Raw genomic sequence first — 23,001 nt, forward strand, 5'->3', positions numbered from 1 at the left:
TGTCCGAAAGGCGTAGCACTATGAAACGTGCTTAAGCGAATCTTCACCATCCTACCGCCTCGGCCTTTGCAATACGCCGGAAACCGCACTTGGCAGAAGGATTTCATCCGTCAGGATCGAGGGAGGCAGGAAAGGACAAGCCGATGCTGTTCACCAGGACCGATCTCGACGGCGTGTGGCTGATCGAAGCGTCGCCCTTGACAGACGAGCGGGGTTCCTTCGCCAGGACCTTCTGTATCGACGAAATGGAAGCGCTGGCCCTCGAACATCGTTTCGTCCAACACAGCCTTTCCCGCTCGGTCAAGAAGCACACGCTTCGCGGCCTGCATTTCCAGCGCGCGCCGCACCAGGAGGTCAAGCTGGTGTCCTGCCTGAAGGGGGTGATCTGGGACGTGGCCGTCGATCTGCGCCCGCAATCGCGCAGCTATTGCCGCTGGACGGCGGCGGAACTCAGCGCCGACAACATGCGCCAGCTCTATATTCCGGAAGGCTTCGCCCACGGCTTCCTGTCGCTGACGGAGGATGCCGTCGTCGGCTACCTCATATCCGCGCGTTACGACCCGGCGTCCGCTGCCGGTGCGCGCTACGACGATCCCGCCTTTGCGATAGACTGGCCGGCAAAACCGGCGGTGATGTCGGAAAAGGACAGGAATTGGCCGCTCCTTGCGGAATCCGACCATTATGCCTGAGCGTCGCCCAGCAGCCCGCACTCTTCAAGCCGCGTCGCGGCGGCGGCAATAGCCGAGAACGGCAAACCAGAGCGGCAGGCGATATCGAGCAGCGAATGGCGGCCGTCCGCAAGGTTCAGCACCCAGAGATAGGCCATGGTGATATCGGACGTCGTCTTGTGGCCGCCGGTCGCCGAGTAGAGCCCCCGCCGCCCGAGCTGCGGCTCCCCCTTCGGCGAGAGGTTCAGGGGTACCCGGTCGGTTTCGATTACATCGACGATGTCCATGATCATGCGAAAGGAGGAGGCAAGATGCTCCGGCCGCACGATATCGAGATTATCCGCCGAGGTATGGTATTCGGGAAAGGTTCCGAAGGCGCTGCGCTGGAGAAGGCCGACCGGCAGATCGAAGCCCGGCGAGCAGAACTGCCGCTCGTCATAGCCGAAAGGGCTGAAATCGAGCATCGTCACCCTGCGGCCGTCACACCGGACCGCCTCCATGGCCCGGTCGATCGTCGCATCGCCGCGGCGGCTGCGCTTGTAGACCGGCCCGCCGCCATCGCCGACGCAGGAGACGACGAGGCCGTGGTCGATGCGCGAAAGCCGCGCCTCGTTTGCGGCAAGCCAGCAGAGCGCGCCGATCGTGCCGGGCGCGAAGAGGAAACGATAGCCGAACCGCCTGCGCCGCCGGCCAAGCGCCCTGGCAACGAGTGCGAGCACCGCGAGGCCCGAGCAATTGTCGTTAGCGAGCGACGGGTGGCAGATATGGGCGGTCAGCAGCACCTCGCGCTCGGTTTCGCCCGGCAGGAAGGCCTCGCCATAGGTGAGCGCGCCGGCGGCGAGCGTGGTGTCGATGAAGACGTCGTAGTCCCCCTTCTCCAGTGCCAGATAGTCGCGGTGCGCCATGCAGAAGCCCCAGCTCCGGCTGTAGTAGCTTGTCCGGTAGGGAATGAGATCCGGCTGGTCCGGCAGCGTGTGGATATGAGGGCGAAGCTCGGCGAGCGGCATGCGCCGCGCCACCGGTTCGCTGTAGCCGACGAGATGCAGGTTGGATGCCGCAAGATCGACCACGACCTTACCATTCGCCGCGCGGACATAGGCGTCGCGCACCGTCCACTCCTGCGGCACCGTCCAGTCGAAGACCTCGGTGCCCGTGGGCACTTCGCGGACCGCGAGATCGACGTGTTCCGACAGGATCGCAAGCGTGCGGCGCACGCCCTCTCCGGTGATGCTGCGGCCGATCGGAAAGAGCCGGGAGACGAGCGCATGGAGTTCGTCGCCGATATCGGCCGCGCCGTCCACCGATGGGGAAATCCGGGCCGCCTCGTTCATTGCCATCCCTCAGGCGCGCACCGCCAGCATATCCGCCGGGGCCTTGGCCGCCGGCCGCCACCTGAGGTGCCGGTCAATCGTGTTGCTGGCGAGAAGCGCGCGGATATGGCCAATGCGCTGGTAGCGCGGCCCCTCGAACTCCTGAAGCGTGAGGCCGGCGCCGCGATAGGCGTCATGGAGCTGCTCGGCCCCGGCGACCACGTCCCATTTCGGACGGAAGGCCGGAAGTGTCCGCGCGATCTTGCCGAAATCGACGCGGTAGGAGCGCGCATCCGGCCCGGCCTCGCTGGCATATTCCAGCCGGCAGCCCGGCACGGTGCGCGCCACGACGTCGGCGATGTCGCGGACTTGGTAGTTGTGTTCCGTGCGGCCGACATTGAACGCCTCGGCGAAGACTACTTCCGCGGGCGCTTCGAGGGCTGCCAGGAAGGCGCCGGAAATATCCTCGACATGGACGATCGGCCGCCAGGGCGTGCCGTCCGACTTCAAGAGGATGACGCCCCGCGTGACAGCCCAGGCGACAAGATTGTTCAGCACGATGTCGAAGCGCAGCATGGGCGACAGGCCGTAGGCCGTCGCTGGCCGCAGGAATACCGGGCAGAAGCCGGCATCCGCCAGCCCGGCAATATCGGCTTCCGCCATCACCTTGGAGCGGCCATAAGCCGACACGGGATTGAGCGGCGCGTTCTCGGCAACGAGGTCCTCACCGGCGAGACCGTAGTTACTGCAGGAGGAGGCGAAGAGGAAGCGGGCGACGCCCGCCTCCTTCGCCGCCCGCGCGACGCGCACGCTGCCCTTGTGGTTGATGTCGTAGGTGACGTCGGGATCGAGATTGCTCAGCGGATCGTTCGACAGCGCCGCAAGATGGATGACGGCATCGAAGCTTTCGAGGTCCTGGGGCGTGATGTCCCTGACATCTTTCAGGATTGAGGGAACCTCGGTCATCGGCCCGCCCGGCGCATAGGCGCAGCGCCGGTAAAGCTTGCTGTCGTAACCGTGCACCTCATGCCCAGCCCGAAGGAGGATCGGCACCATCACGGCGCCGATATAACCCTGGTGTCCCGTCACAAGCACCTTCATGTCCGCATCTCCCGGCTTCGTTGCTGAAAGAGATGCTACGGCGCGGCAGGGCGGACCACGATTGACGACAAAGACGGCGGCAATTACCCGAAAGGCGTATCGACGGCCCGCCCTACCGCTTTCGGACAGGTCAGGCGGTCTTCGCCTTCGCCACCGGCTCGCCGGTGCAAGGCTCGGGCGCGGTGTTGTAGCGGCGGAAGACGACGCCGGAGGGGCGTCCGACCAGGTAGGACTCGATGCCGTGGTCGAGGGCGAGGCGATAGACGCCGAGCGCGCCGTCGAAGGCCTCCACCGTCTGGTCGATCTCGTCGTTGCCGTGCGTGTAGCTCACCACGAGCGACGGCGCGAGCACGCCGCGGCGGATGGTTTCCTGCAATAGCAGCGTCCGGAACGCCTGCGAGGGCGTGCCGGTCCTGTCCTTCGCGAAATAGGAGAGGCAGGCGGGATGGCCCGTGACACCGACGAAGCGCTGGAGGCCGTGCCGGGCGATCGCCTGCTCGATGCCGGCCTTGAGCCTTAGCCCCTGGCTACGCAGATGCGGGATGACAGGCTCCTGCGCATAGACATGCATGGTCGCGATCGCCGCTGCCATAGCATGGGTTTCGGCGCCATGGGTGGTCGACAGCAGGAAGACGCGAGGCCTCTCGGTCTGCTCGATGCCGCCGAGCGCCATGAATTCACGCTTGCCAGCGAGCGCCGAGATGGCGAAGCCGTTGCCGAGCGCCTTGCCGAAGCACGAGAGGTCCGGCCGCAGCCCGTAATACTCCTGCGCGCCGCCCCGCGCCCAGCGGAAGCCGGTAATCATCTCGTCGAGAATGAACAGCGCGCCGTTGCGGTGGCAAAGCGCCTGCAAATCCTGCAGATAGCCCTCAACCGGCTCGTCCCCGCGCGAGGCCTCGAGAATGAGGGCGGCGATCCTGCCCGGATGGCGGGCGAACAGATCGCGCGCGTCGTCGAGGTCGTTGTAACGGAAGCCAAGTGTCAGGTCGCGGACAGCCTCGGGAATGCCGGCATTCATATCGGTGGTGCCGATGAACCAATCATCAGTCGAAAAAAACGGGTGGTCCCGGCAGCGCGCGACAAGGTCCCTGCCCGTTGCCGCCCGCGCAAGACGCACCGCCGCCGAGGTCGCGTCCGAGCCGTCCTTGCAGAACTTGACCATGTCGGCGCCCGCAACCATCTGGAGGAAGGTCCCAGCGCATTCGATCTCGATGCGCGCAGGCCGCGTGAAGTTGCAGCCGAATTCCAGCTGGCGTGCGACGGCCTCCACGACATGACGATAGGCATGTCCGAGACCGACCGCACGGTTGCCCATGCCGTATTCGATATAGGCATTGCCGTCGACGTCCCACACATGACAGCCGTAGCCATTGACGATGAAGCCCGGCGACAGGACCGGATATTGGTCGTCGCCCTTGGCATAGGTATGCGCGCCGCCCGGGATGATCTGGTGCGCACGCCGGCGCAGCCTGTCGGAGTTCTCGAAGTCCTGAATGAAGGCGTCCATCGCAATCTCCTCTGCATTCCGGCCTCTTGGGCACTATCGCCCGCTCCGCGGCGCGCGCATCCGCGCTCTTGGTGGATGGGGTATGACCGATAGGCGTAGGGGGTCAGTCGTAGAGGTCGTTGAGCTTGAAGATCACTTCCGTCCGGTTGCGGACCTTGAGCTTCTTCATGATGTTGCGGATATGGACCTTAACGGTGCTTTCGCGCAGGTCGAGCTCATAGGCTATGATCTTGTTGGCCTTGCCGAGCTTGAGCATCGCGATGACGTCCTCTTCCCGGCAGGTGAAGATTTCGGCCCGCTTGCGCTCCTGCTGGTCGGCGGCCGACATCAGCCTGCGCAGTTCGGGCAGGCTCTCGGTGGAGATGAAAACGCCGCCCGAAAGCGCCAGCGAGATTGCTTTCACGCAGACTGAAATGCCCACGGCCGAGGGAATGAACCCTCTGACGCCGAGATCGAGCGCCGTCAGGACCTGTCGCAGGTCATGGTTGTCCGAAAGGATGATGACCGGCAGATCCGGGAACCGCGAAACGAGCATGCGGAGGTCGTTTTCGATGCGCGGCTCGGTGCAGTCGCGGCTGCCGACATTGATCAGCACACCGCTCGATGCCTCGACATATTTCGACATCCAGGCTTCGATGGAGTTGAAGAGCACGATCGTCATATCGAGACCGTGCGAGACAAGACTTTGGGAAAGACACTCGCGATCAAGTGTCCGTTCGTCGATCATGTCCAGTATCCGCGTATTTGCCAAAGCAGTCTTTGCCGGATTGACGGGCGTGAAAGCTGGCAGCCGCGCGATCCCGTTCAAGACCCTCCCGCGGCTCAACCCGTTTATTCCTCTGACCTCGACCACAGCAGGAGCCCCTAGAATTAACGGTTAACAACAGGAAAATTTATTTCCGTCACAACTAATAATTTCGCATAAATACTTCACATCGTGGTGTTGTTTGTAGAAATTTCCAAAACAACAGCCATTTTTTTATCGATACTTTTTTGCAATCGTAAATCTATATCAAAAAATTTGGCCGCGAACAGACTCGGAAAATACGTACAGCCGAGGGTATGCAATCATGACAGGGATGCCTATACTGTGCCAGAACCCGCACATGCACATTGACCGCTCAAAATGTGTGCAGAATCCCCGAGATTGCATCCATGACTTCGAGCCATCCCTTTTCGCGCGCTTCGTCGGGTTTTGATAATAGCTCCGGCAGCGCTGTCGGTCGCGTCATTGCGATCGGCGCGTCGGCTGGCGGGCTTGATGCCTGCCGCGCCCTTCTCGAGGCCATGCCGTCGGGCGGCGGCAACATTTTCATCCTCGTCCAGCATCTCGATCCTGTTCATGAGAGCCTGCTGGCCGAACTCCTCTCCAGCCACACGACCATGACGGTCGTGCAGGCCGAGGACGGCCGACGACTGGAGCCGGATCACCTCTTCATCATTCCGCCCGGCTGCTACATCGCGGTGCAGGACGACACGATCCGCCTCACCGTGCCGCCCGTCCGCCATGGCATGCGCATGCCCTATGATTTCCTCCTGAGCTCGCTCGCCGCGGAGTACGGCGCGCGCGCGACCGCCGTCGTCCTGTCCGGCACCGGGACCGATGGAAGCATCGGCATCCGGCTTATCCGCGAGGCGGGCGGCCAGGTCTATGTGCAGGATCCCGATGAAGCCGACTATGACGGGATGCCAAAGAGCGCGATCGATTCAGGAATGGCCGAACATGTCATGCCGCTCGCGGCCATCGCGCAGGCCCTGCACAGGCCGCCGTCCGCAACCGCCGACGCCGGCCCGCTCTCTAAACAGGCGATCGTGGACAGGATCCTGACTATACTGCGCGTATCGGCAGGCAAGGATTTCGCCCTCTACAAGCAGGGAACGCTCCATCGCCGGCTGGAACGGCGCATGGCTATGGCCGGCATCGCCTCCTCCGACACGGCCCGCTATCTCAGCTTTCTCGAGGAAAATCCGCTGGAACTCTCTCAGCTTGCGGCGGATATCCTGATCAACGTCACGAACTTCTTCCGCGACCCCGAGGTCTTCGAGCGGTTGCGCACGAAAATCGTGCCGGACCTCGTCGCGAACCATCCGCCCGGGCGGACGCTGCGCTTGTGGGTCGCGGGATGCAGCACCGGCGAGGAAGCCTATTCGTTGGGCATGCTCGTCCAGGAATGTATTTCGCAAACCAGGCGCGATATCCGGATGCAGATCTTCGCATCCGATGCGGATGAGGAAGCGGTGGCGTTTGCGCGCGACGGCGTCTATCCGCTGACGATCAAGATGGACGTGTCGCCCGAGCGACTGCAACGCTTCTTCTCCCAGGAAGAGCACGGCTACCGGATTGCCTCGGAGCTTCGGTCGTCGATCATCTTCGCGGTCCAGAACGTGCTCAGCGATCCGCCCTTTTCCAATATCGATCTCATCTCGTGCCGCAACCTCCTGATCTACCTGGGGTCGGAGGCGCAGGCGAAGGTCATCGGGCTTTTCCATTTCGCCCTCAACGACAACGGTATCCTGCTGCTGGGCAATACGGAAACGGTGGGGGCGGCAACCAACCGCTTCGACGTGATCGACAAGTCCGCACGAATCTTTCGCCGCAAGGGCCAGCGCGGCCGCTACGGCTTTGCCGTCAACGCATCGGATAATGTCCGGGTGCCGGCGCAGCAGGGGCAAGTCCCAGGACGGCAGGCCGCGCTCGCCGAACTCACCCGCCGGACGATCCTAGACAGCTACGCCCCGGCCACCGTGCTGATCAACCGGAAATACGAGTATCTTTATTCGCTCGGCCCCGTGCAGCGCTACCTGCGCATCGCGCCCGGCTATCCGACGCAGGACCTCTTCACGATGACGCCGCGCAGCGTGCACACCAAGCTCCGATCGGCGCTCCACCGCGCCCAGCAGGAGAAGGTCCGCACCGTGGCGATCGGTCTCTACCATGACGCAGCCGATACCCTTTCGCGCTACGAGATCGCGGTGCAGCCGGTCATAAGCGAAGGCGAGGAGCTGTTTCTCGTCAGCTTCCTCGACGTCGCCCAGCCCTCCCAGGCGGGTGATCTCCCGGAGCCCAGCCACGACGACCGGTCGGGCACGCTGGAGCGGGAATTGGCAACCACCCGCACCGAACTCCAGGCCGCTATCCGGGACCTGGAGAATGCAGCGGAAGAGCAGAAGGCGATCAATTCGGAGACCCTATCGCTCAATGAGGAATATCAATCCGCCAACGAGGAGCTGCTGACCTCCAAGGAAGAGCTTCAATCGCTGAACGAGGAGCTGACCGCGCTCAACGCCCAGCTTCAGGAGGCGCTGGAACGCCAGCGCGCGACGGCGAACGATCTCGAGAACGTGCTGTACAGCACAGATGTTGCCACGATCTTTCTCGATCCCGGATTGAACATTCGCTATTTCACGCCCGCGACGCGCTCGATCTTCAACGTCATCATGGGCGACATCGGCAGGCCGCTGGCGGACCTCAACGCGCGTGTGCCCGATCCGACGCTCCTCGGCGACGCCGCTGCCGTCCTGAAAGGCAGCCCCCCAAAGGAGCGCGAGGTCAGGACCGGGAACGGCACCTGGTACATGCGTCGCGTCATGCCATACCGAACCCAGGAGGGCGGCACGGAGGGCGTGGTCATCACCTTTGCCGACGTGTCCACCCAGCACCGTGCCCATGAAGCGCTCGACCGGGCGAAACGGGCAGCTGAACGCGCCAATGCGGCAAAATCCCGCTTCCTCGCCACGGCAAGCCACGATCTGCGCCAACCCCTGCAATCGCTGGTGCTGCTCCAGGGCCTGCTGGAGAAATCGGTGGACGGCGAGAAGCCCCAGAAACTGGTCAGGAGCTTCCGCGATACGCTCGGCTCCATGTCCGAAATGCTCAATGCCCTCCTCGACATCAACCAGATAGAGGCAGGAACGGTCTATCCGCGCATCGTGACGTGCAAGGTCAACGACGTGCTGCAACGCCTGAACGACGAGTTCGGCTACAGCACCATGGAGAAAGGCATTTCCCTCCGCTTCGTCCCATCGAGCCAGCTGGTACGCACCGACCCCCGCCTTCTGGAGCAGATGATCCGCAACCTTCTGGCCAATGCGCTCAAATACACGCGGGAAGGCAAGATCCTGCTGGGGTGCCGGCGCCACAAGGATGCGCTGACCATCGAAGTCTGGGACAGCGGCATCGGCATCGCGGCCCACGAACTCCAGGCTATCTTCGACGAATACCATCAGGCGGCCAATGACGGAGCCGAGGCCGAACTCGGCCTTGGCCTCGGCCTGTCCATCGTCAAACGCCTCAGCGCATTGCTCGGCCACCGGATCCAGGTCCGCTCAATCCCTGGCAAGGGCTCGGTCTTCTCGATCCATGTCGCGCTCGGCAAGGAGGATCCGCAGCAGGAACGGACGCCGGTCGAGAAAAACCTGGAGGCGCCGCCGGTGCGCGGCACGGTGCTCGTCGTGGAGGACGACCAGAAGATCCGCAACCTGATCGAGATCGCGCTGCGTGACGAACAGCATCTGGTCTATGCCGCGGACAATGGCACGGCCGCTATCAACCTGGTGTCCGGCGGCGGGGTGATCCCCACGCTCATCCTCGCCGACTACAATCTCCCAAATGACACCAACGGCATCAATGTTACCAGGGAGCTTCGCGCGATCCTCGGCCGCAACATCCCCGCGATCATCCTGACGGGCGACATCACAGCGGAGACGCTGCGCATCCTCTCGGCCGAGGATTGCCTGCACATGCCCAAGCCCGTGAGCCTCGCCGATATCTTGAGGGCAATCCAGCTCCTGCTGCACGCCAGCGGGATAGAACCCGAAGGCACGCGGCAAGAGCCGCAGGCATCGCCATCCGCCGAGCCTGCGATCTTCGTTATCGACGACGACCGCTCGATCCGCGAAGCCTTGCAGGAAACCTTCGAGGCCGACGGACGCCGCGTGAAGGCGTTTTCAGATGGGGAAACCTTTCTCGCCGCCTTCGACGACGCGTCGGTCGGATGCCTCGTCATGGACGTCAAGCTGCCGGGAATAAGCGGCCTGGACGTGCTGCTAACCCTGCGCAGACGCGGGGTCAGGCTGCCCATCGTCATGATCACGGGCGCCGGCGATGTCGCGACGGCCGTGCTGGCGATGAAGGCGGGAGCATCCGATTTCATCGAAAAACCGATAGGGCCGTCCGATTTGCTGGCGTGCGTTTCCAAGGCCCTGGCGAACAGCCGCAATACGGGCCTGCAGGACATAAGGCAGCGGCACGCAAAGGCCCGGCTGGCGCGCCTGACGGGACGCCAGCGGGAAATCCTCGACCGGGTGCTTGCCGGCCAGCCCAGCAAGGTGATCGCGCAGGATTTTGATATCAGCCAACGCACGGTAGAAGCGCACCGGGCCGCGATCATGCGGCGGATGCAGGTCGGCTCCCTGCCGGCGCTGGCGCGGCTGGTGGTGCTGGCGGAAAGCGATGCGTCGGACGTTCAGGGATAATCCTGCTGCCCGGTCGGCTTGCGGTCGCTGTCCCGCCACCGGTGATACAGATCCCGGATTCCCGTGCGAAGCTCGGTCTCGTGCGACCATCCGAGCGCGCGCAGACGGGAACTGTCCAGCAGCTTGCGGGGCGTGCCGTCCGGCTTGAAGGCGTCGAAGACGATATGGCCGCGAAAATCGACGATATCGGCGATCAGGAAGGCGAGCTCGCCGATGGAGATCTCCTCTCCCGAGCCGACATTGATCGGTTTGGGGCTCTCATATTCCTTCATCAGGAACACGCAGGCGTCGGCAAGGTCGTCGACATGCAGGAATTCCCGTTTCGGCGTGCCCGTTCCCCAGACGACGACGCTGTCGCGATGGGTGACCCTGGCATCGTGCATCTTGCGGATCAGCGCCGGGATGACATGGGAATGGTCGAGGTCGAAATTGTCGTTCTGGCCGTAGAGGTTCGTCGGCATGACGGAGATGAAACGGCGCCCGTGCTGCTCCGCATAGGCGGCGGCGAGCTTGATCCCGGCGATCTTGGCGAGCGCGTAGGCTTCGTTGGTCGGCTCCAGGCTGCCCGTCAGCAGGGCGTCCTCATGGATGGGCTGCTCGGTATGCTTGGGGTAGATGCAGCTCGACCCCAGGCACATCAGCTTCTCGACACCGAGTTCCGACGCGGTCTTGATGACATTGACGAGGATCAGCATGTTCTCGGACAGGAATTCCGCCGGATAGCGCGCATTCGCCCCGATGCCGCCGACCCGCGCGGCGGCGATGAAGATCGCCTCCGGCCGCGCCTTGCGCATCCAGTTCTCGGTATCGAACTGGCGCGTCAGGTCGACCTCCCCGTGCGAGACCGCCTGTATGTCGCAACGCTCCCGTTTCAGCCGGCGCAGCAGCGCCGAACCGACCATGCCCGAATGTCCGGCGACCCAGACGCGCTTGCCGCGCAGGTCGTACGATACCGTGGCCTTTTCAGCCGTGGAGATCATTGCGGCCTTCCTCCCTCGTGATGACGCGCAGGTCCGATTCCACCATTTCCGAGACGAGGTCCTCGAAGGACACGGTCTGGCGCCAGCCGAGCCGGTCTCGTGCCTTGCGCGCGTCGCCGAGCAGGATGTCCACTTCCGCCGGACGGAAATAGCGCGGATCGATCTGGATCAGCGCGCGGCCGCTCTTGCGCTCGTAGCCGATCTCGTCCACGCCTGTACCGTCCCATTCGATGGACTTGCCGACGACATCGAAGGCGCGCTCGACGAATTCGCGGACGGTATGAGCCTCGCCCGTGGCCAGCACATAGTCGTCCGGCGCCTCCTGCTGAAGGATCCGCCACATGCCCTCGACATAGTCGCGCGCATGGCCCCAATCGCGCCGGGCGTCGAGATTGCCGAGGAAAAGCTTGTCCTGAAGCCCCCATTCGATCGCCGCCACCGCCCGCGTAATCTTGCGCGTGACGAAGGTTTCCCCGCGACGCGGGCTTTCGTGGTTGAAGAGGATGCCGTTGGAGGCGTGGAAGCCGTAGGCCTCGCGATAGTTGACCGTCATCCAGTAGGCGTAGAGCTTGGCGGCGGCGTAGGGGCTGCGCGGATGAAAGGGCGTTCCCTCCCGCTGCGGCGTCTCGCCGATGCCGCCGAACAGCTCCGAGGTCGATGCCTGGTAGAAGCGGCAGCGATCGCCCACCTTCAGGAGACGCATAGCCTCCAGCAGTCGCAACGTGCCGAGCGCGTCGGTGTTGGCGGTATATTCCGGCGTTTCGAAGCTCACCTGCACATGGCTCTGGGCGCCGAGATTGTAAATCTCGTCCGGGCAGACCTCCTGGATCACCCGGCAGAGGTTCGTACCATCCGTCAGGTCGCCGAAATGCATGTGGAACCGCACGTCCGGCGAACGCGGATCGACATAGAGGTGGTCGACGCGGGCGGTGTTGAAGGATGACGAGCGCCGCTTGAGGCCGTGCACCCGGTATCCCTTGGCGAGCAGCAGCTCCGTCAGGTAGGAGCCGTCCTGGCCCGTCACACCGATGATCAAGGCAGTTTTCTCAGACATGGGTCCGCTTTCGCACGAGGAGACGCCGGGCACGACGCTTCGTACCCCGTCGGCCCGAGAGTTAGCGATGGGACGGGTGGACCGGCAAGGTGGCCGTTCGGGGGACAGGAGACGATCCGCCGCCGGCCGGCCGGGCGACGCCGTCGTCCCCTACGCCGAAGGTCCATGCCGTTCGGGCGGAAGGCGTAGGTAGGGTGGTGAGGCGGCATTCCTCCTAGCGCCTTTGGAGAGCTTGCCGCCCGCCCGCCGGCTGGCAGGATCGCACGTTGAAGACCAACGATGCGGGGCGGCTCCATGAGGACGATCTTCGTCAACCGGTATTTCCATCCCGACCAGTCGGCGACGAGCCGCATGGTGTCGGCGCTGGCTTTCGGCCTCGTCCGGCAGGGAGGGGCGGTCACGGTCCTCGCCAGCCGCACCCTCCACGACGGCAACGACTCCATACTCGCCGGCCGCGAAACCTGTTCCGGCGTGGAGGTCGTGCGGCTTTCCACCTCGCGTTTCGGCCGGGGCACCCTGCCCGGCCGCGCCGCCGATTACCTGTCCTTCCATCTCGCGGCCTTTGGCTGGCTCTCCCGGAACATCCGGCGCGGCGATGTCGTCGTAGTGTGTACCGATCCGCCGCTGATCTCGCTTGCCTGCGCACTGCCGATCCGGCTGCGCGGCGGGCGGATGATCAACTGGATCATGGACCTGTTTCCCGAGACCGCGGTCGAACTCGGGTTCCTCGGCAAGGCGCCATTTCTCGGGCGGCTTGCCGCGTGGTTGCGCGACCGGTCGATCGCCCGGTCGCGGCTGACCGTCTGCCCGACGGAGCGGATGGCGGAGTATCTGACGGCGCGGGGCGTTCCGGCGGCGTGCGTCCGCGTGCTGCATCACTGGTCCGACGCCGCCGAAATCCGCCCCGTCCCGAAGGACGAAAACCCTCTGCGCGCCGCCTGGGGCTATGTGGGCAAGTTCGTCGTCGGCTATTCCGGCAATTTCGGCCGCGCCCACGAATTCGCCACGCTGATCGAGGCGGCGACCCTCTTGAAGGACCACCCGGATATCCGCTTCCTCATGGTCGGAGGCGGCTACAAGCTTCAGTCCGTCAAAAGCGCGGTGCGGGAGCGCGGCCTTGCCAATGTCGCCTTCAAGCCGCTGCAACCGGCAAGGAACCTTGCTGAAAGCCTCGGTGTGCCGGACCTGCACGTCGTCTCCCTGCTGCCCTGTCTCGAACATTGCATCATTCCGAGCAAGTTCTACGGCATCCTCGCCGCCGGCAAGCCCACGCTTTTCATCGGCGATCCCAAAGGCAGCGTCGCGGCGGTCGTTGCCGCCGAGCAATGCGGCGTGACCATAGAGATCGGCGACGCGGAGACGCTTGCCCGCACGATATCGGATCTCGCCGCCGCCCCCGAACGGGTCGCGGCGATGGGGGTGGCCGCAAGGGCGGTGCTCGAAGCCGACTATGCCTATGACCGCGCGCTCGCCACCTGGAGCACCCTTCTCGCCGAGCTTGCCGAACGCGGCCGCGCGCCCGCAGGGGCCGTCATGCTGGAGCAGCGACCGTCATGACTGGGACTATCGTCGTCAGCCAACTCGGCGCCCGCATGCACTACGCCGTCGCGCGCATCCTCGCAAAGGAAGGAAGGCTCAGCCATTTCTTCACCGATATCTGCGGCACGAAGAGCTGGCCTGCGCTGCTGCGCAAGCTGCCGCCCAACCTGCTGCCGCGTCCGGTGCAGCGGTTGGTCGGGCGGGTTCCGAGCGGCGTGCCGCCGGAACTGATCACGGATTTTCCGCTTTTCGGCGTGCGTTCCGCCATCCGGCGCCTGCGCATCGAGGATGCCGCGGAAGAGACGTCGCACGCCGTCTGGGCCGGCAGCCGGTTCTCGATGCTCGTCGCCGCCCATGGCTTCCACGATGCCGCCGGCCTCTACGCCTATAGCGGCGATGCGCTGGAGCAGATGCGGGCGGCAAAGCGGCAAGGCCTGTGGGTCGCCGTCGAGCAGATGATCGCGCCGCGCACCGTCGTGGAGGCAATTCTCGCCGAGGAGATGCGGCGCTTTCCCGATTGGGCCGGCCCGCCGTTGCCCAACCCGCATGCCGAGACCTTCGCAGACCGCGAGCGCGCCGAATGGGCATTGGCCGACCGCATCGTCTGCCCGTCCGAGTTCGTGCGCGACCATGTCATCGCGGAAGGCGGGCCGGCGGAGCGTTGCGTCGTCGTTCCCTACGGCGTCGATGTGAAGGACCGGTCCAGCGCGACGACTCGCGCACCGGGGCCGCTGCGCGTCCTGACGATCGGCGAGATCGGCCTGCGCAAGGGATCGCCCTATGTGCTGCAAGCCGCCGAACGCCTCGGCACCGCCGTGCGCATGCGCATGGCCGGTCCCGACCGGCTTCCCCCGTCGGTCCATCGTCGGCTGAGCCGCTCGATCGAGCTTCGGGGCATCGTGCCACGCGCGGCCATTGCCGAGGAATACCGCTGGGCGGACGTTTTTTTGCTGCCGTCGCTCTGCGAGGGATCGGCGACCGTCGTTTACGAGGCGCTGGCCTCGGGGCTTCCGGCCATCACCACCTACAGCACGGGAAGCGTCGTGCGCGACGGCGTGGAGGGCCTGATCGTGCCGGAGCGCGATCCGCAGGCGATCGTCGATGCGGTGCGCTACCTTGCGGAGAACGAATATCTGCGGGCGACCATGGCGGCGAATGCCCGGCTGCGGGCGAGGGAATACACCGTCGACAAATATGGCGCCCGCCTGCTCGGCGTTCTCTCGGGGCTGCGTGGATCCCCCCCATGAAGATCGTCCACGTCATCACCTCGATCGATCCGGACAGCGGCGGGCCACAGGCCGTGGTCATGCGGCTCGCCGCCGCGCAGGCGAACCTTGGCCACGATGTCCGCGTGGTGAGCCAGGCCGACGACCGTACACTTGCCCGCGTCGCCCGGCTCGGCGCGGCGATCCCCGGTTTTGCGCAGGTCGTCTGGCACATCCTGCCGCCGCCGGGCGTGGTGGAGGCCATCCTGTGCCTCAAGGCACGCCCGTTCCTGACACAGATTCTCGCCGATACCCAGCATGTGCATCTGCACGGCGTGTGGGAACCGATCCTTGCCTGTGCGGCGGCCATCGCCGCGCGCAACGGCGTGCCTTATTGCGTCTGCCCCGCCGGCATGCTCGACACCTGGAGCCTTGCGCAAAAGCCCTGGAGAAAGCGCCTCGCGCTGGCCATGGGCTGCCGCCGGATGCTCGACGGCGCGGCCTTCCTCCACGCGCTCAACCACGACGAGGTGAAGCTGATGCGCCCGCTTCACCTGAAGGCGCCGGCCGAGATCATCCCCAACGGCATCTTCGTCGAGGAATTCGAACGCCTTCCGTCCACCGCGGATTTTCCCGCGCTGATCGGCCTGCCGGTGGAGCGGCGCTTCGTGCTCTTCCTCTCGCGGCTGCACTACAAGAAGGGGCTCGATCTTCTGGCGAACGCCTTCCAGCTGGTGGCACGGCAATGCCCCGACGTCGATCTCGTCGTCGCGGGGCCGGATGGCGGCGCGGAGGACGATTTCCGCGATCTCGTGCGCCGCTTCGGCCTCGAAAGGCGGGTCTTCATGGTCGGGCCGATCTATGGCGAGACCAAGCTGCAGGCCTTCGTATCCGCCGCCTGCTTCTGCCTGCCCAGCCGGCAGGAAGGATTCAGCATCGCCATCACCGAGGCGCTTGCCTGCGGCACGCCCGTCGTCATCAGCGATGCCTGCCATTTTCCGGAAGTCGCAACCGCCGGCGCGGGCGCGGTCGTGAGCCTCGATCCGATGGACATCGCCAAGGCCATGATCGACGTGCTTCTGCATCCTCTCGCAGCCACGGCCATGGGATATAACGGCCGCCGGCTGGTGTTCGAGAACTACACCTGGCCGCGCATCGCCCATCGGACGCTCGGCCTCTACGAGGCCTATCGGCCGGCAGCCGCGAGCATCGGCCTGACCGCCGCCAACGATAGCTGCTCCTGAACCCGTCAGGTGTCGCTCGATCGACGACTGGCAACGGCACGCGCCGGATTGCCGGCATAGACCGTCCAGGGCTCCAGTGCCTTGACCGCCACGCCGCGCGCGCCGAGCACCGCGCCTTCGCCCACCTCCGTTCCCGGCCCGACGAAGGCTTCCGCCGCGACCCAGGCCTTGCGGCGCAGCACGATCGGCCGCGCCACCAGCGGGAAGGATGCCTGCTGGATATCATGCGTGCCGGTGCACAGATGCGCGCGCTGCGAGACGATGGCCAGAGCTTCGAGCGTCACCGGTGCCACATTGTAGCAGATCACGCCCGGCCCCATCGAGGCGTTGCGCCCCATCACGAGATTGCCCGGCCACCAGATGACCGTGCTGCCATGCACGATGGCGGTCGGATCGAGTTTCGCACCGAACAGGCGCAGCAGGAGGTTGCGCCAGGGATGGAACGGCGACGGCGTCCAGGCCGCAAGGCACCGCCAGGTAACGAGCCAGGCAAGCCGCATCAGCCGGAACCGCAGCGCGAAGGTCGGACCGCCAAGAAGCGGCGTCGCAAGGCCGGTAGCATTGAAAGCGGGATCGTCATAGCGCGATTTCATGAATGGACGAGCCTCCCTGGCGCAAGCGGATCGGCATGGGGGCGCCTGACGGGGACGACCGCCAGCGCCAGCGACGGCACGAGGAACAGCACCATATGCACCCAGGCCATGATCACCCAGTCGGTCTGATGCGAGACGACATGCATCGCCGGCACAACGGACAGCATGTAGACGAGCTGGCCCGCCGCTTGCCCCTCCTTGGCGCTCGCCCAGAGCCTTGCCAGCAGATAGGCGATCAGGAAGAACTTCGCCGCGCCGAAATACCAGAAGGACTGGAACGCATCGGCCATGCCGGTCTCCGTCGTCCCGGTGAGCGCGTTGTAATCGCGCGCCATGGGCGGCGTCTTCAGCATCAGGGAGCGCTTTGCCGCCTCGCCGACGAGTTGGGAGGGCACATAGTTGAACACCAGCCGATTCCAGTGGAACTTGCCGTAGTCGAATTCCAGCGAGGTCGCGGCATGGTCGATGCGCAGGATCGCATTGCGCACCTCCAGCCCGCCCTCCTGCAACGTCGCCCGGAAATTCGCGGAGACGTCGATCTGGCCGATATCCTGCCAGATCGGGCCGGAATTCGCCCGCGTGATCGCCCGGTAGTCGCCCATGCTGTTCATGAGGAACGTGCCGAGCAGCACGCCGGCGAGCGCGATCGTCCGGGGCGCCAGCCATCCCCTATGGAACCAGAAGGCGACGGCGAAGATGGCGACAAGCTCGATGGCTTCCGCCCGCTTGCCGGTGACGACGATGCGGTCGAGATAGAAGACGAGATCGAAGGCGACGATGGAGAATGCGAAGAGCGACGTCCGCCTCGCAAGGCAAAGAACGCCGAGCGCAAGCCCATAGGTCATGAGCCGTGCGACGAAGAGGTATATCACCGGCACACCGCTCATCTGCACGCCGACGACCATGTCACCCGGCAGGCGGCTCAGCTTGAAGTAGAAATAGGCGCCGATGACCGAGAGCACGGCGGAGACGATCAGCAGACGCCGCTCGCCGAAATTGCGGCGCAGGAAGGCGACCGGCTTTTGCGTGGAAGACCAGCCGAGCCAGGCCGCAGCAAGGCACAGGATCGTGAACGCCGCCATCCGCTCGTAGGCGCCGCGCGGCAGGAATCGGTCGTCCATCAATCCGGGAATTTGCGGCAGGAGAAAGCTCACGGCCATGACGCCGACAAGGAAGGGCAGCTGGTAGATCCGCCCCGGCGCCATCATGCCCCACAGAAGCAGCAGCGCGACCGTCAGGCAGAGGAGACAGGTCAACAGCAGGTTCACGGGCGGGCCTCCTTCCCGAAAGCGCGGGATCGCGAAACATCAACCGCCGGAAGGGGAAGCCTCGTGTCTCCCCAGTCCCGACGGCGGTCGCGGGAAGGCAGCGCCGTCCGCGACGAACGATCAGACCGGCAAGCCTTCTTCCCGCCGCCGCAGTTCCTCGGTCTTGATGACGATCATGTATTCGTAGGCCGCGAGCAGCCGGCAGTAGTGGTAGCCTTCCTTCCCGTCGAGAAACCCGCCGCGCAGCACGTACATGTAGAGGAAGCGCGCGGCCGGCCGGAACGGCAGGCGCATGGACAGTTCCTTCAGCGCCCGTCGGCGCACCTCCGGCACGCCGCTCAGGACGTCGCGCCACGGCACGCGCTTGTCGCGCAGGCTGATCACCGTCTCGCGCGCCTCCGACGAGGAGTAGCGGTTGTGCTTCTCGTACCAGGCGTTCATGCCCTTGTTGAAGCTGTAATGGATGAAATGCGCCTCGAGCCGCCCTTCCGGGCCCTCGGTCAGGCAGCGCGAATGGGCATCGCGCTCGTAGCGCACGCGATCGGGCCGCACCAGCCGCGTGATCCAGGTCGGGTAGAGGCTCGAGTGCTTGATCCAGCGGCCCATGAACATGTTCTTGTAGCGAATGCGGAAGGCACTTTCGGGCCGCGTGTGATCGCGGGCGATCGCCAGCATCTCGTCGCGCAGGTCGGGCGGGGTAATCTCGTCGGCATCGGGTGTGTAGACCCAGGCGTATTTGTATTCGATCTCCTTCAGCCCGTAGGTGCGCTGGTGCGATTCCGTGTCGTGCACCCGCTGGTAGACCCGCGCGCCGGCAGCCCTTGCAATCTCCAACGTCGCGTCGGTGGAATAGGAATCGAGCACTACGATATCATCGCACCAGTCCAGCGAGGCAAGGCAGGCGGGAAGGTTCCTCTCCTCGTTCAACGTCATGATCAGTACGGAAATCGACATTGCGGTCCTCCCTACACCTGCAACTTGATGGACGGACGTGCAGCCCGATGGCCCCGCCGGTGCGTGGCGCTTTCGACGGCAAGCACAAAAGCGCTGTGGGCAGCGGCGACGAGCACCAGGCCGACCACCATCACCGGCGTCGGCACGTCGAACAGCAGCCCGAGATAGCCGATGCCGCCGCACAGAAAGGAAATGAGGACGATGACGTAGCAGGTGGCCGCCGGCGAGAGGCCGGAATCGATCAGCAGATGGTGCAGGTGCCGGCGGTCCGCCGACATGGGGCTGCGATGATCGAGCAGGCGGCGCACCATGAGGCTCAACGTATCGATTACCGGAAGGATCACCAGCCACAGCAGGGACGGGAAAGGCAGGCTCTCCGCGCCATCCGACAGGCGTAGGATCAGATAGGCGATGATCGCGCCCAGCGCCGTGCTGCCGGCATCGCCGAGATAGACGGAGGCACGGGCGCGCCAGGGACTGCGCAGGTTGAAGAGGAGGAAGCCGCCGACCGCCGCCAGCAGTGCGGCAACCGGAAAGACGAGCCCGTCCTCGCCCGCATGGAGCACCAGCAGAAGGATCCAGACGAGCGTGGCCGCAGCACTACCTCCGGCAAGGCCGTCGACGCCGTCCACCATGTTCCAGGCGTTGATCAGCCCGACGACGAAGGCGACGGAGACGACGAGGAGGACGGCATGGCCGCCGATGCCCGCGACCGGCAGCATATCGCCGAGCGAAATCGGCCCCAGGCCCTCCGCGGCGATCAGCGCCACGGCGATCAGGACCTGGGCGGCGAAACGGAAGCGTGCGGGCAGGGCAAAGCGATCGTCGATGACCCCGAGCGTGACGACGAGCAGCGTCGCCGACCAGAAGCCCGGCCCGACATCCATCGCGTTCGCGGTGAGCAGGCTCATGCCTGAAAAGGCCAGGAAGATCGCAATCCCGCCGCACAGCGGAACGGCGCCTTCATGGATCTTCCGGTGGTCCGGCAGATCGAGGAGATGAAGCGGCACCGACAGCCAGCGCAACAGGACGACGAAAAAGGCGCTCAGCGCGAGAGACGCCGAACTTTCGAGCAGCAAGAAGATCATCTGACGCCCCTGCAATCGCGCCGATGCCCTTACCGTCAGCGGTCAGGTCGCATGGGCGACGATGCAAGCATAGCGTTTGATTCGCCGCTCCGACCATTTGGGCAAAAGGCCGAAGCGACCGGCGCGAAAGGCGAATTTCATCGGACTGCCCACCCTCGTCTACCCCCTTTCCACCTCCCTCTCCTCCCTTTGGCCGAAGGTGGCAACGTGGCTTTCGGCACACGAAAAGGTTACCGTCGCCTTCCTCGCGCACAGCACCCAATCGCGGCAACCAGAGTTCGGCATGATTTACGACCATTGCGTCATCGGCGGCGGTATCGTGGGCCTGGCAACGGCCATGCGGCTGCTCGAAACCTATCCCGGCAGCAGCCTCCTCCTCCTCGAAAAGGAAGACGCGCTCGGCCGGCACCAGACCGGCCACAACAGCGGCGTCATCCATGCCGGCATCTATTATCCACCCGGCAGCCTGAAGGCGGAGCTATGCCGCGAGGGCGCAGAGGCCACCAAGGCGTTCTGCGCGGAAAATAACATCCGCTTCGAGGTCTGCGGTAAGCTGCTCGTTGCCACGTCCGATCTCGAGATGCAGCGCATGGATGCCCTCTACGAACGCTCGAAGCAGAACACGATCGAGATCCATCGCCTCAGCGAGGGAGACCTGAAGGAACGGGAGCCGAACATCCGCGGCCTCGGCGCGCTCTTCGTCCCGTCCACCGGCATCGTCAGCTATGCCGAAATCTGCCGGGCCATGGGGCGGCGCATCGCGGCGCTCGGCGGCGAGATCCGCCTGTCGACGCGCGTCACCGGCCTTCGCGAAACGGTCGAGGCCGTCGACATCGCGTCGGACGGCGAGAGCTGGCGGGCGAAAAAGCTGGTGGCCTGCGCCGGGCTGCAATCGGACCGGCTGGCGCTCCTCGCCGCCCTTGCGATCGAGCACCGCATCGTCCCCTTCCGCGGCGAATATTACCGCCTGCCGGCGGACAAGAACCAGATCGTGCGCCACCTCATCTACCCGATCCCCGACCCCGACCTGCCCTTCCTCGGCGTCCACCTGACGCGCATGATCGACGGCAGCGTGACGGTCGGCCCGAACGCCGTGATCGGCTTTGCCCGCGAGGGCTATCCCCGCCTCTCCGTCAATCTGTCCGACATGGCCGACTATGCCCGGTTTCCCGGCTTCTGGAAAACCGTCCTCGCCCACCGCAAATCCGCCATGACCGAGCTCAGAAACTCGCTCTGGAAACGCGGCTACCTAGAGGAATGCCGGAAATACTGCCCAAGCCTCACCCTTTCCGACCTGCTGCCGCACCAGGCCGGCATCCGCGCCCAGGCCGTCCATCGCGACGGCACCCTCATCCACGATTTCCTCTTCGCCCAAACCGACCGCATGCTCCATGTCTGCAACGCGCCTTCGCCCGCAGCGACCTCGGCGATCCCGATTGCGGACATGATCGTGACCCGCCTATTCGAAACCAGCGGAGCCGGAAGATCGACATCATTGTCGTTTATAAGATCGACCGCCTCACCCGCTCGCTCATGGACTTTTCCCGCATTGTCGAAATTTTTGATCGGCATGACGTTTCCTTCGTCTCCATCACGCAGCAGTTTAATACGACCACGTCCATGGGCCGCCTGACCCTCAATGTACTTCTGTCCTTCGCTCAGTTCGAACGCGAGGTCACCGCCGAGCGCATTCGCGACAAGGTGGCAGCTTCCAAGAAGAAGGGAATGTGGATGGGTGGGAATGTGCCCCTTGGGTACCGGGCGGTAGAGCGCGAGCTAGTGATAGACGAGCAGGAAGCGCGGTCAGTACGATGGCTCTTTGTCCGTTACCTCGATCTCCGTTCCCTGACCGCCCTATCGCAAGAAGCACATTCCATCGGGCTTCACCGCCGCGAAACCAGGAAGGTGACGGAGACACCCTTTGGCCGCGGCAAGCTACATCATCTGCTCACCAATCCGATCTATGTCGGCAAGATTCGCCACAAGGATGCGGTTTATGATGGCGAACACGAGCCGATTGTTGACGACAGCCTCTTCAACCAGGTGCAAGCCGCTTTAGCGATCCTGGCACCGAACAGACGGTCCGCCACGAACACCCGAGATCGCCATCTGCTTGGTGGACTCCTCTGCGATGACAAGGGCCGAAGCCTGCTGCTTTCCCACGCGCAGAATCACAGCCGTCGTTATCGTTACTACGCGTCGCGCCCTGACGATGCAGAGGCCAAGGGCATTCGGTGGCGGCTATCATCAAGCATGATCGAGCCGATCGTTGAACAGCAGCTTCGCGATCTACTAAACGACAAACTGCAATTGTCACGGTGGTCCGAGGATCTTCATCAGGCAAAGCCTATTGAGGATGTCGCGGCAGCCGCAGTGGCACTCAACAGGCGATACCAGCGTCTTGACGATCACGTAACGAAGCAGGAAATCCTGCGCGGCGTGTTCCATAGGATCATTCTCAAACCAGACACGATCACGTTTGAAATATCGCCCCGCACCTTATTCGCGACACTTGCTGGTGACCGGTCAGTAGCAGTGAAGCACGGCGACGAGAACGACGTCCTCACAATCGTCGTCCCCGTCCAGTTGAAGCGAAAAGGGATCGAAAGTCGGATCGTGCTGCAGGGCGCGACAACGCTCCCAGCGAGGAAAGACCCGATGTTGATCGGCATGATTGCCAGAGCCCATCTCTATCTTGAGGCCCTCACCGATGGCGCCAATGCCAGCCATGCCGACATCGCGGCACGCTTCAACGCACACGGCCCCGACATCAGTCGCATCCTACCCATGGCGTTTCTATCGCCAAAGATCACTGAAGCGATTCTCACCGGGCAGCAGCCGGTCGACCTCAGCATCGCCAAGCTCACCCGCATGCTCGATTTGCCGATTGGGTGGAAAGACCAGCACGCGCTGCTGATGACTAAAAACGGACATAACCCGGCGAAACAAATTGGCTTGTCGACCTAACAGGAAGACGAGCCGACGTCGTTCTGGCTACCTCGGGCGACCAGCGTT

At 64.3% G+C, this 23,001-nt stretch carries 17 protein-coding genes; 7 read left to right on the top strand and 10 right to left on the bottom strand.

Annotation, left to right across the window (positions count from 1 at the left end):
* Positions 1–143: 143 nt before the first annotated feature.
* On the top strand, positions 144–689 hold the full coding sequence (gene rfbC, locus D0Y60_RS13345; protein ID WP_117370458.1) for a dTDP-4-dehydrorhamnose 3,5-epimerase: 546 nt from the start codon (positions 144–146) through the stop codon (positions 687–689).
* On the opposite strand, the gene D0Y60_RS13350 is transcribed toward rfbC, so the two are convergent.
* The 4 genes from D0Y60_RS13350 to D0Y60_RS13365 all read right to left on the bottom strand — a co-directional run bounded on the left by D0Y60_RS13350 (position 680) and on the right by D0Y60_RS13365 (position 5,313).
* Positions 680–1,999, bottom strand: coding sequence for a DUF4910 domain-containing protein (locus tag D0Y60_RS13350; RefSeq protein WP_117370459.1), 1,320 nt, complete (start codon positions 1,997–1,999; stop codon positions 680–682). The genes rfbC and D0Y60_RS13350 overlap by 10 nt on opposite strands.
* A 9-nt stretch (positions 2,000–2,008) precedes the next feature.
* Positions 2,009–3,079, bottom strand: a complete 1,071-nt coding sequence (locus D0Y60_RS13355) for an SDR family oxidoreductase (protein ID WP_117370460.1) — start codon at positions 3,077–3,079, stop codon at positions 2,009–2,011.
* Between the two features lie 130 nt (positions 3,080–3,209).
* On the bottom strand, positions 3,210–4,586 hold the full coding sequence (locus tag D0Y60_RS13360) for a glutamate-1-semialdehyde 2,1-aminomutase (RefSeq protein WP_117370461.1): 1,377 nt from the start codon (positions 4,584–4,586) through the stop codon (positions 3,210–3,212).
* A 103-nt stretch (positions 4,587–4,689) separates the two neighbouring features.
* Positions 4,690–5,313, bottom strand: a complete 624-nt coding sequence (locus D0Y60_RS13365; RefSeq protein ID WP_117370462.1) for a response regulator transcription factor — start codon at positions 5,311–5,313, stop codon at positions 4,690–4,692.
* Positions 5,314–5,741: 428 nt separating this feature from the next.
* Here D0Y60_RS13365 and D0Y60_RS13370 point away from each other — a divergent pair, with 428 nt between their 5' ends.
* Positions 5,742–10,061 (top strand): chemotaxis protein CheB, encoded by a 4,320-nt coding sequence (locus D0Y60_RS13370; RefSeq protein ID WP_117370463.1) that lies wholly within the window; start codon positions 5,742–5,744, stop codon positions 10,059–10,061.
* On the opposite strand, the gene D0Y60_RS13375 is transcribed toward D0Y60_RS13370, so the two are convergent.
* The gene (locus tag D0Y60_RS13375; RefSeq protein WP_117370464.1) at positions 10,052–11,041 is read right to left on the bottom strand and encodes a GDP-L-fucose synthase; all 990 of its coding nucleotides are present in this window, start codon (positions 11,039–11,041) and stop codon (positions 10,052–10,054) included. The two genes, D0Y60_RS13370 and D0Y60_RS13375, sit on opposite strands and share 10 nt — an antisense overlap.
* Positions 11,025–12,095: a GDP-mannose 4,6-dehydratase gene (gene gmd / locus D0Y60_RS13380; RefSeq protein ID WP_117370465.1), complete on the bottom strand. Its 1,071-nt coding sequence runs from the start codon at positions 12,093–12,095 to the stop codon at positions 11,025–11,027. Before gmd ends, D0Y60_RS13375 begins: the two co-directional genes overlap by 17 nt.
* Positions 12,096–12,389: 294 nt before the next feature.
* On the opposite strand from gmd, the gene D0Y60_RS13385 reads away from it, so the two are divergent.
* The 3 genes from D0Y60_RS13385 to D0Y60_RS13395 are packed head-to-tail and all read left to right on the top strand — an operon-like array spanning position 12,390 to position 16,083.
* Positions 12,390–13,652: a glycosyltransferase family 4 protein gene (locus D0Y60_RS13385; RefSeq protein WP_117370733.1), complete on the top strand. Its 1,263-nt coding sequence runs from the start codon at positions 12,390–12,392 to the stop codon at positions 13,650–13,652.
* The gene (locus D0Y60_RS13390) at positions 13,649–14,881 is read left to right on the top strand and encodes a glycosyltransferase family 4 protein (RefSeq protein WP_117370466.1); all 1,233 of its coding nucleotides are present in this window, start codon (positions 13,649–13,651) and stop codon (positions 14,879–14,881) included. Before D0Y60_RS13385 ends, D0Y60_RS13390 begins: the two co-directional genes overlap by 4 nt.
* On the top strand, positions 14,878–16,083 hold the full coding sequence (locus D0Y60_RS13395) for a glycosyltransferase (RefSeq protein WP_117370467.1): 1,206 nt from the start codon (positions 14,878–14,880) through the stop codon (positions 16,081–16,083). Before D0Y60_RS13390 ends, D0Y60_RS13395 begins: the two co-directional genes overlap by 4 nt.
* 5 nt (positions 16,084–16,088) lie before the next feature.
* Here D0Y60_RS13395 and D0Y60_RS13400 read toward each other — a convergent pair whose 3' ends face one another.
* The 4 genes from D0Y60_RS13400 to D0Y60_RS13415 form a co-directional block, all read right to left on the bottom strand.
* Positions 16,089–16,676, bottom strand: coding sequence for a putative colanic acid biosynthesis acetyltransferase (locus D0Y60_RS13400; RefSeq protein ID WP_117370468.1), 588 nt, complete (start codon positions 16,674–16,676; stop codon positions 16,089–16,091).
* On the bottom strand, positions 16,673–17,884 hold the full coding sequence (locus tag D0Y60_RS13405) for a hypothetical protein (protein ID WP_117370734.1): 1,212 nt from the start codon (positions 17,882–17,884) through the stop codon (positions 16,673–16,675). Before D0Y60_RS13405 ends, D0Y60_RS13400 begins: the two co-directional genes overlap by 4 nt.
* Positions 17,885–18,064: 180 nt before the next feature.
* Positions 18,065–18,898 (bottom strand): glycosyltransferase family 2 protein, encoded by an 834-nt coding sequence (locus D0Y60_RS13410; protein ID WP_117370469.1) that lies wholly within the window; start codon positions 18,896–18,898, stop codon positions 18,065–18,067.
* An 11-nt stretch (positions 18,899–18,909) separates the two neighbouring features.
* On the bottom strand, positions 18,910–19,986 hold the full coding sequence (locus D0Y60_RS13415) for an MraY family glycosyltransferase (RefSeq protein ID WP_117370470.1): 1,077 nt from the start codon (positions 19,984–19,986) through the stop codon (positions 18,910–18,912).
* A 286-nt stretch (positions 19,987–20,272) separates the two neighbouring features.
* Here D0Y60_RS13415 and lhgO point away from each other — a divergent pair, with 286 nt between their 5' ends.
* Positions 20,273–21,619 carry an L-2-hydroxyglutarate oxidase gene (gene lhgO, locus D0Y60_RS13420; protein WP_199564195.1) on the top strand — a complete coding sequence of 449 codons (1,347 nt, stop codon included), beginning with the start codon at positions 20,273–20,275 and terminating at the stop codon, positions 21,617–21,619.
* A complete protein-coding gene (locus D0Y60_RS13425; RefSeq protein WP_199564184.1) occupies positions 21,520–22,953 on the top strand; it encodes a recombinase family protein in 1,434 nt (477 codons plus the stop codon). Before lhgO ends, D0Y60_RS13425 begins: the two co-directional genes overlap by 100 nt.
* Positions 22,954–23,001 lie beyond the last annotated feature (48 nt).

This window comes from Shinella sp. WSJ-2 (assembly GCF_003432075.1).
GTDB lineage: Bacteria > Pseudomonadota > Alphaproteobacteria > Rhizobiales > Rhizobiaceae > Shinella.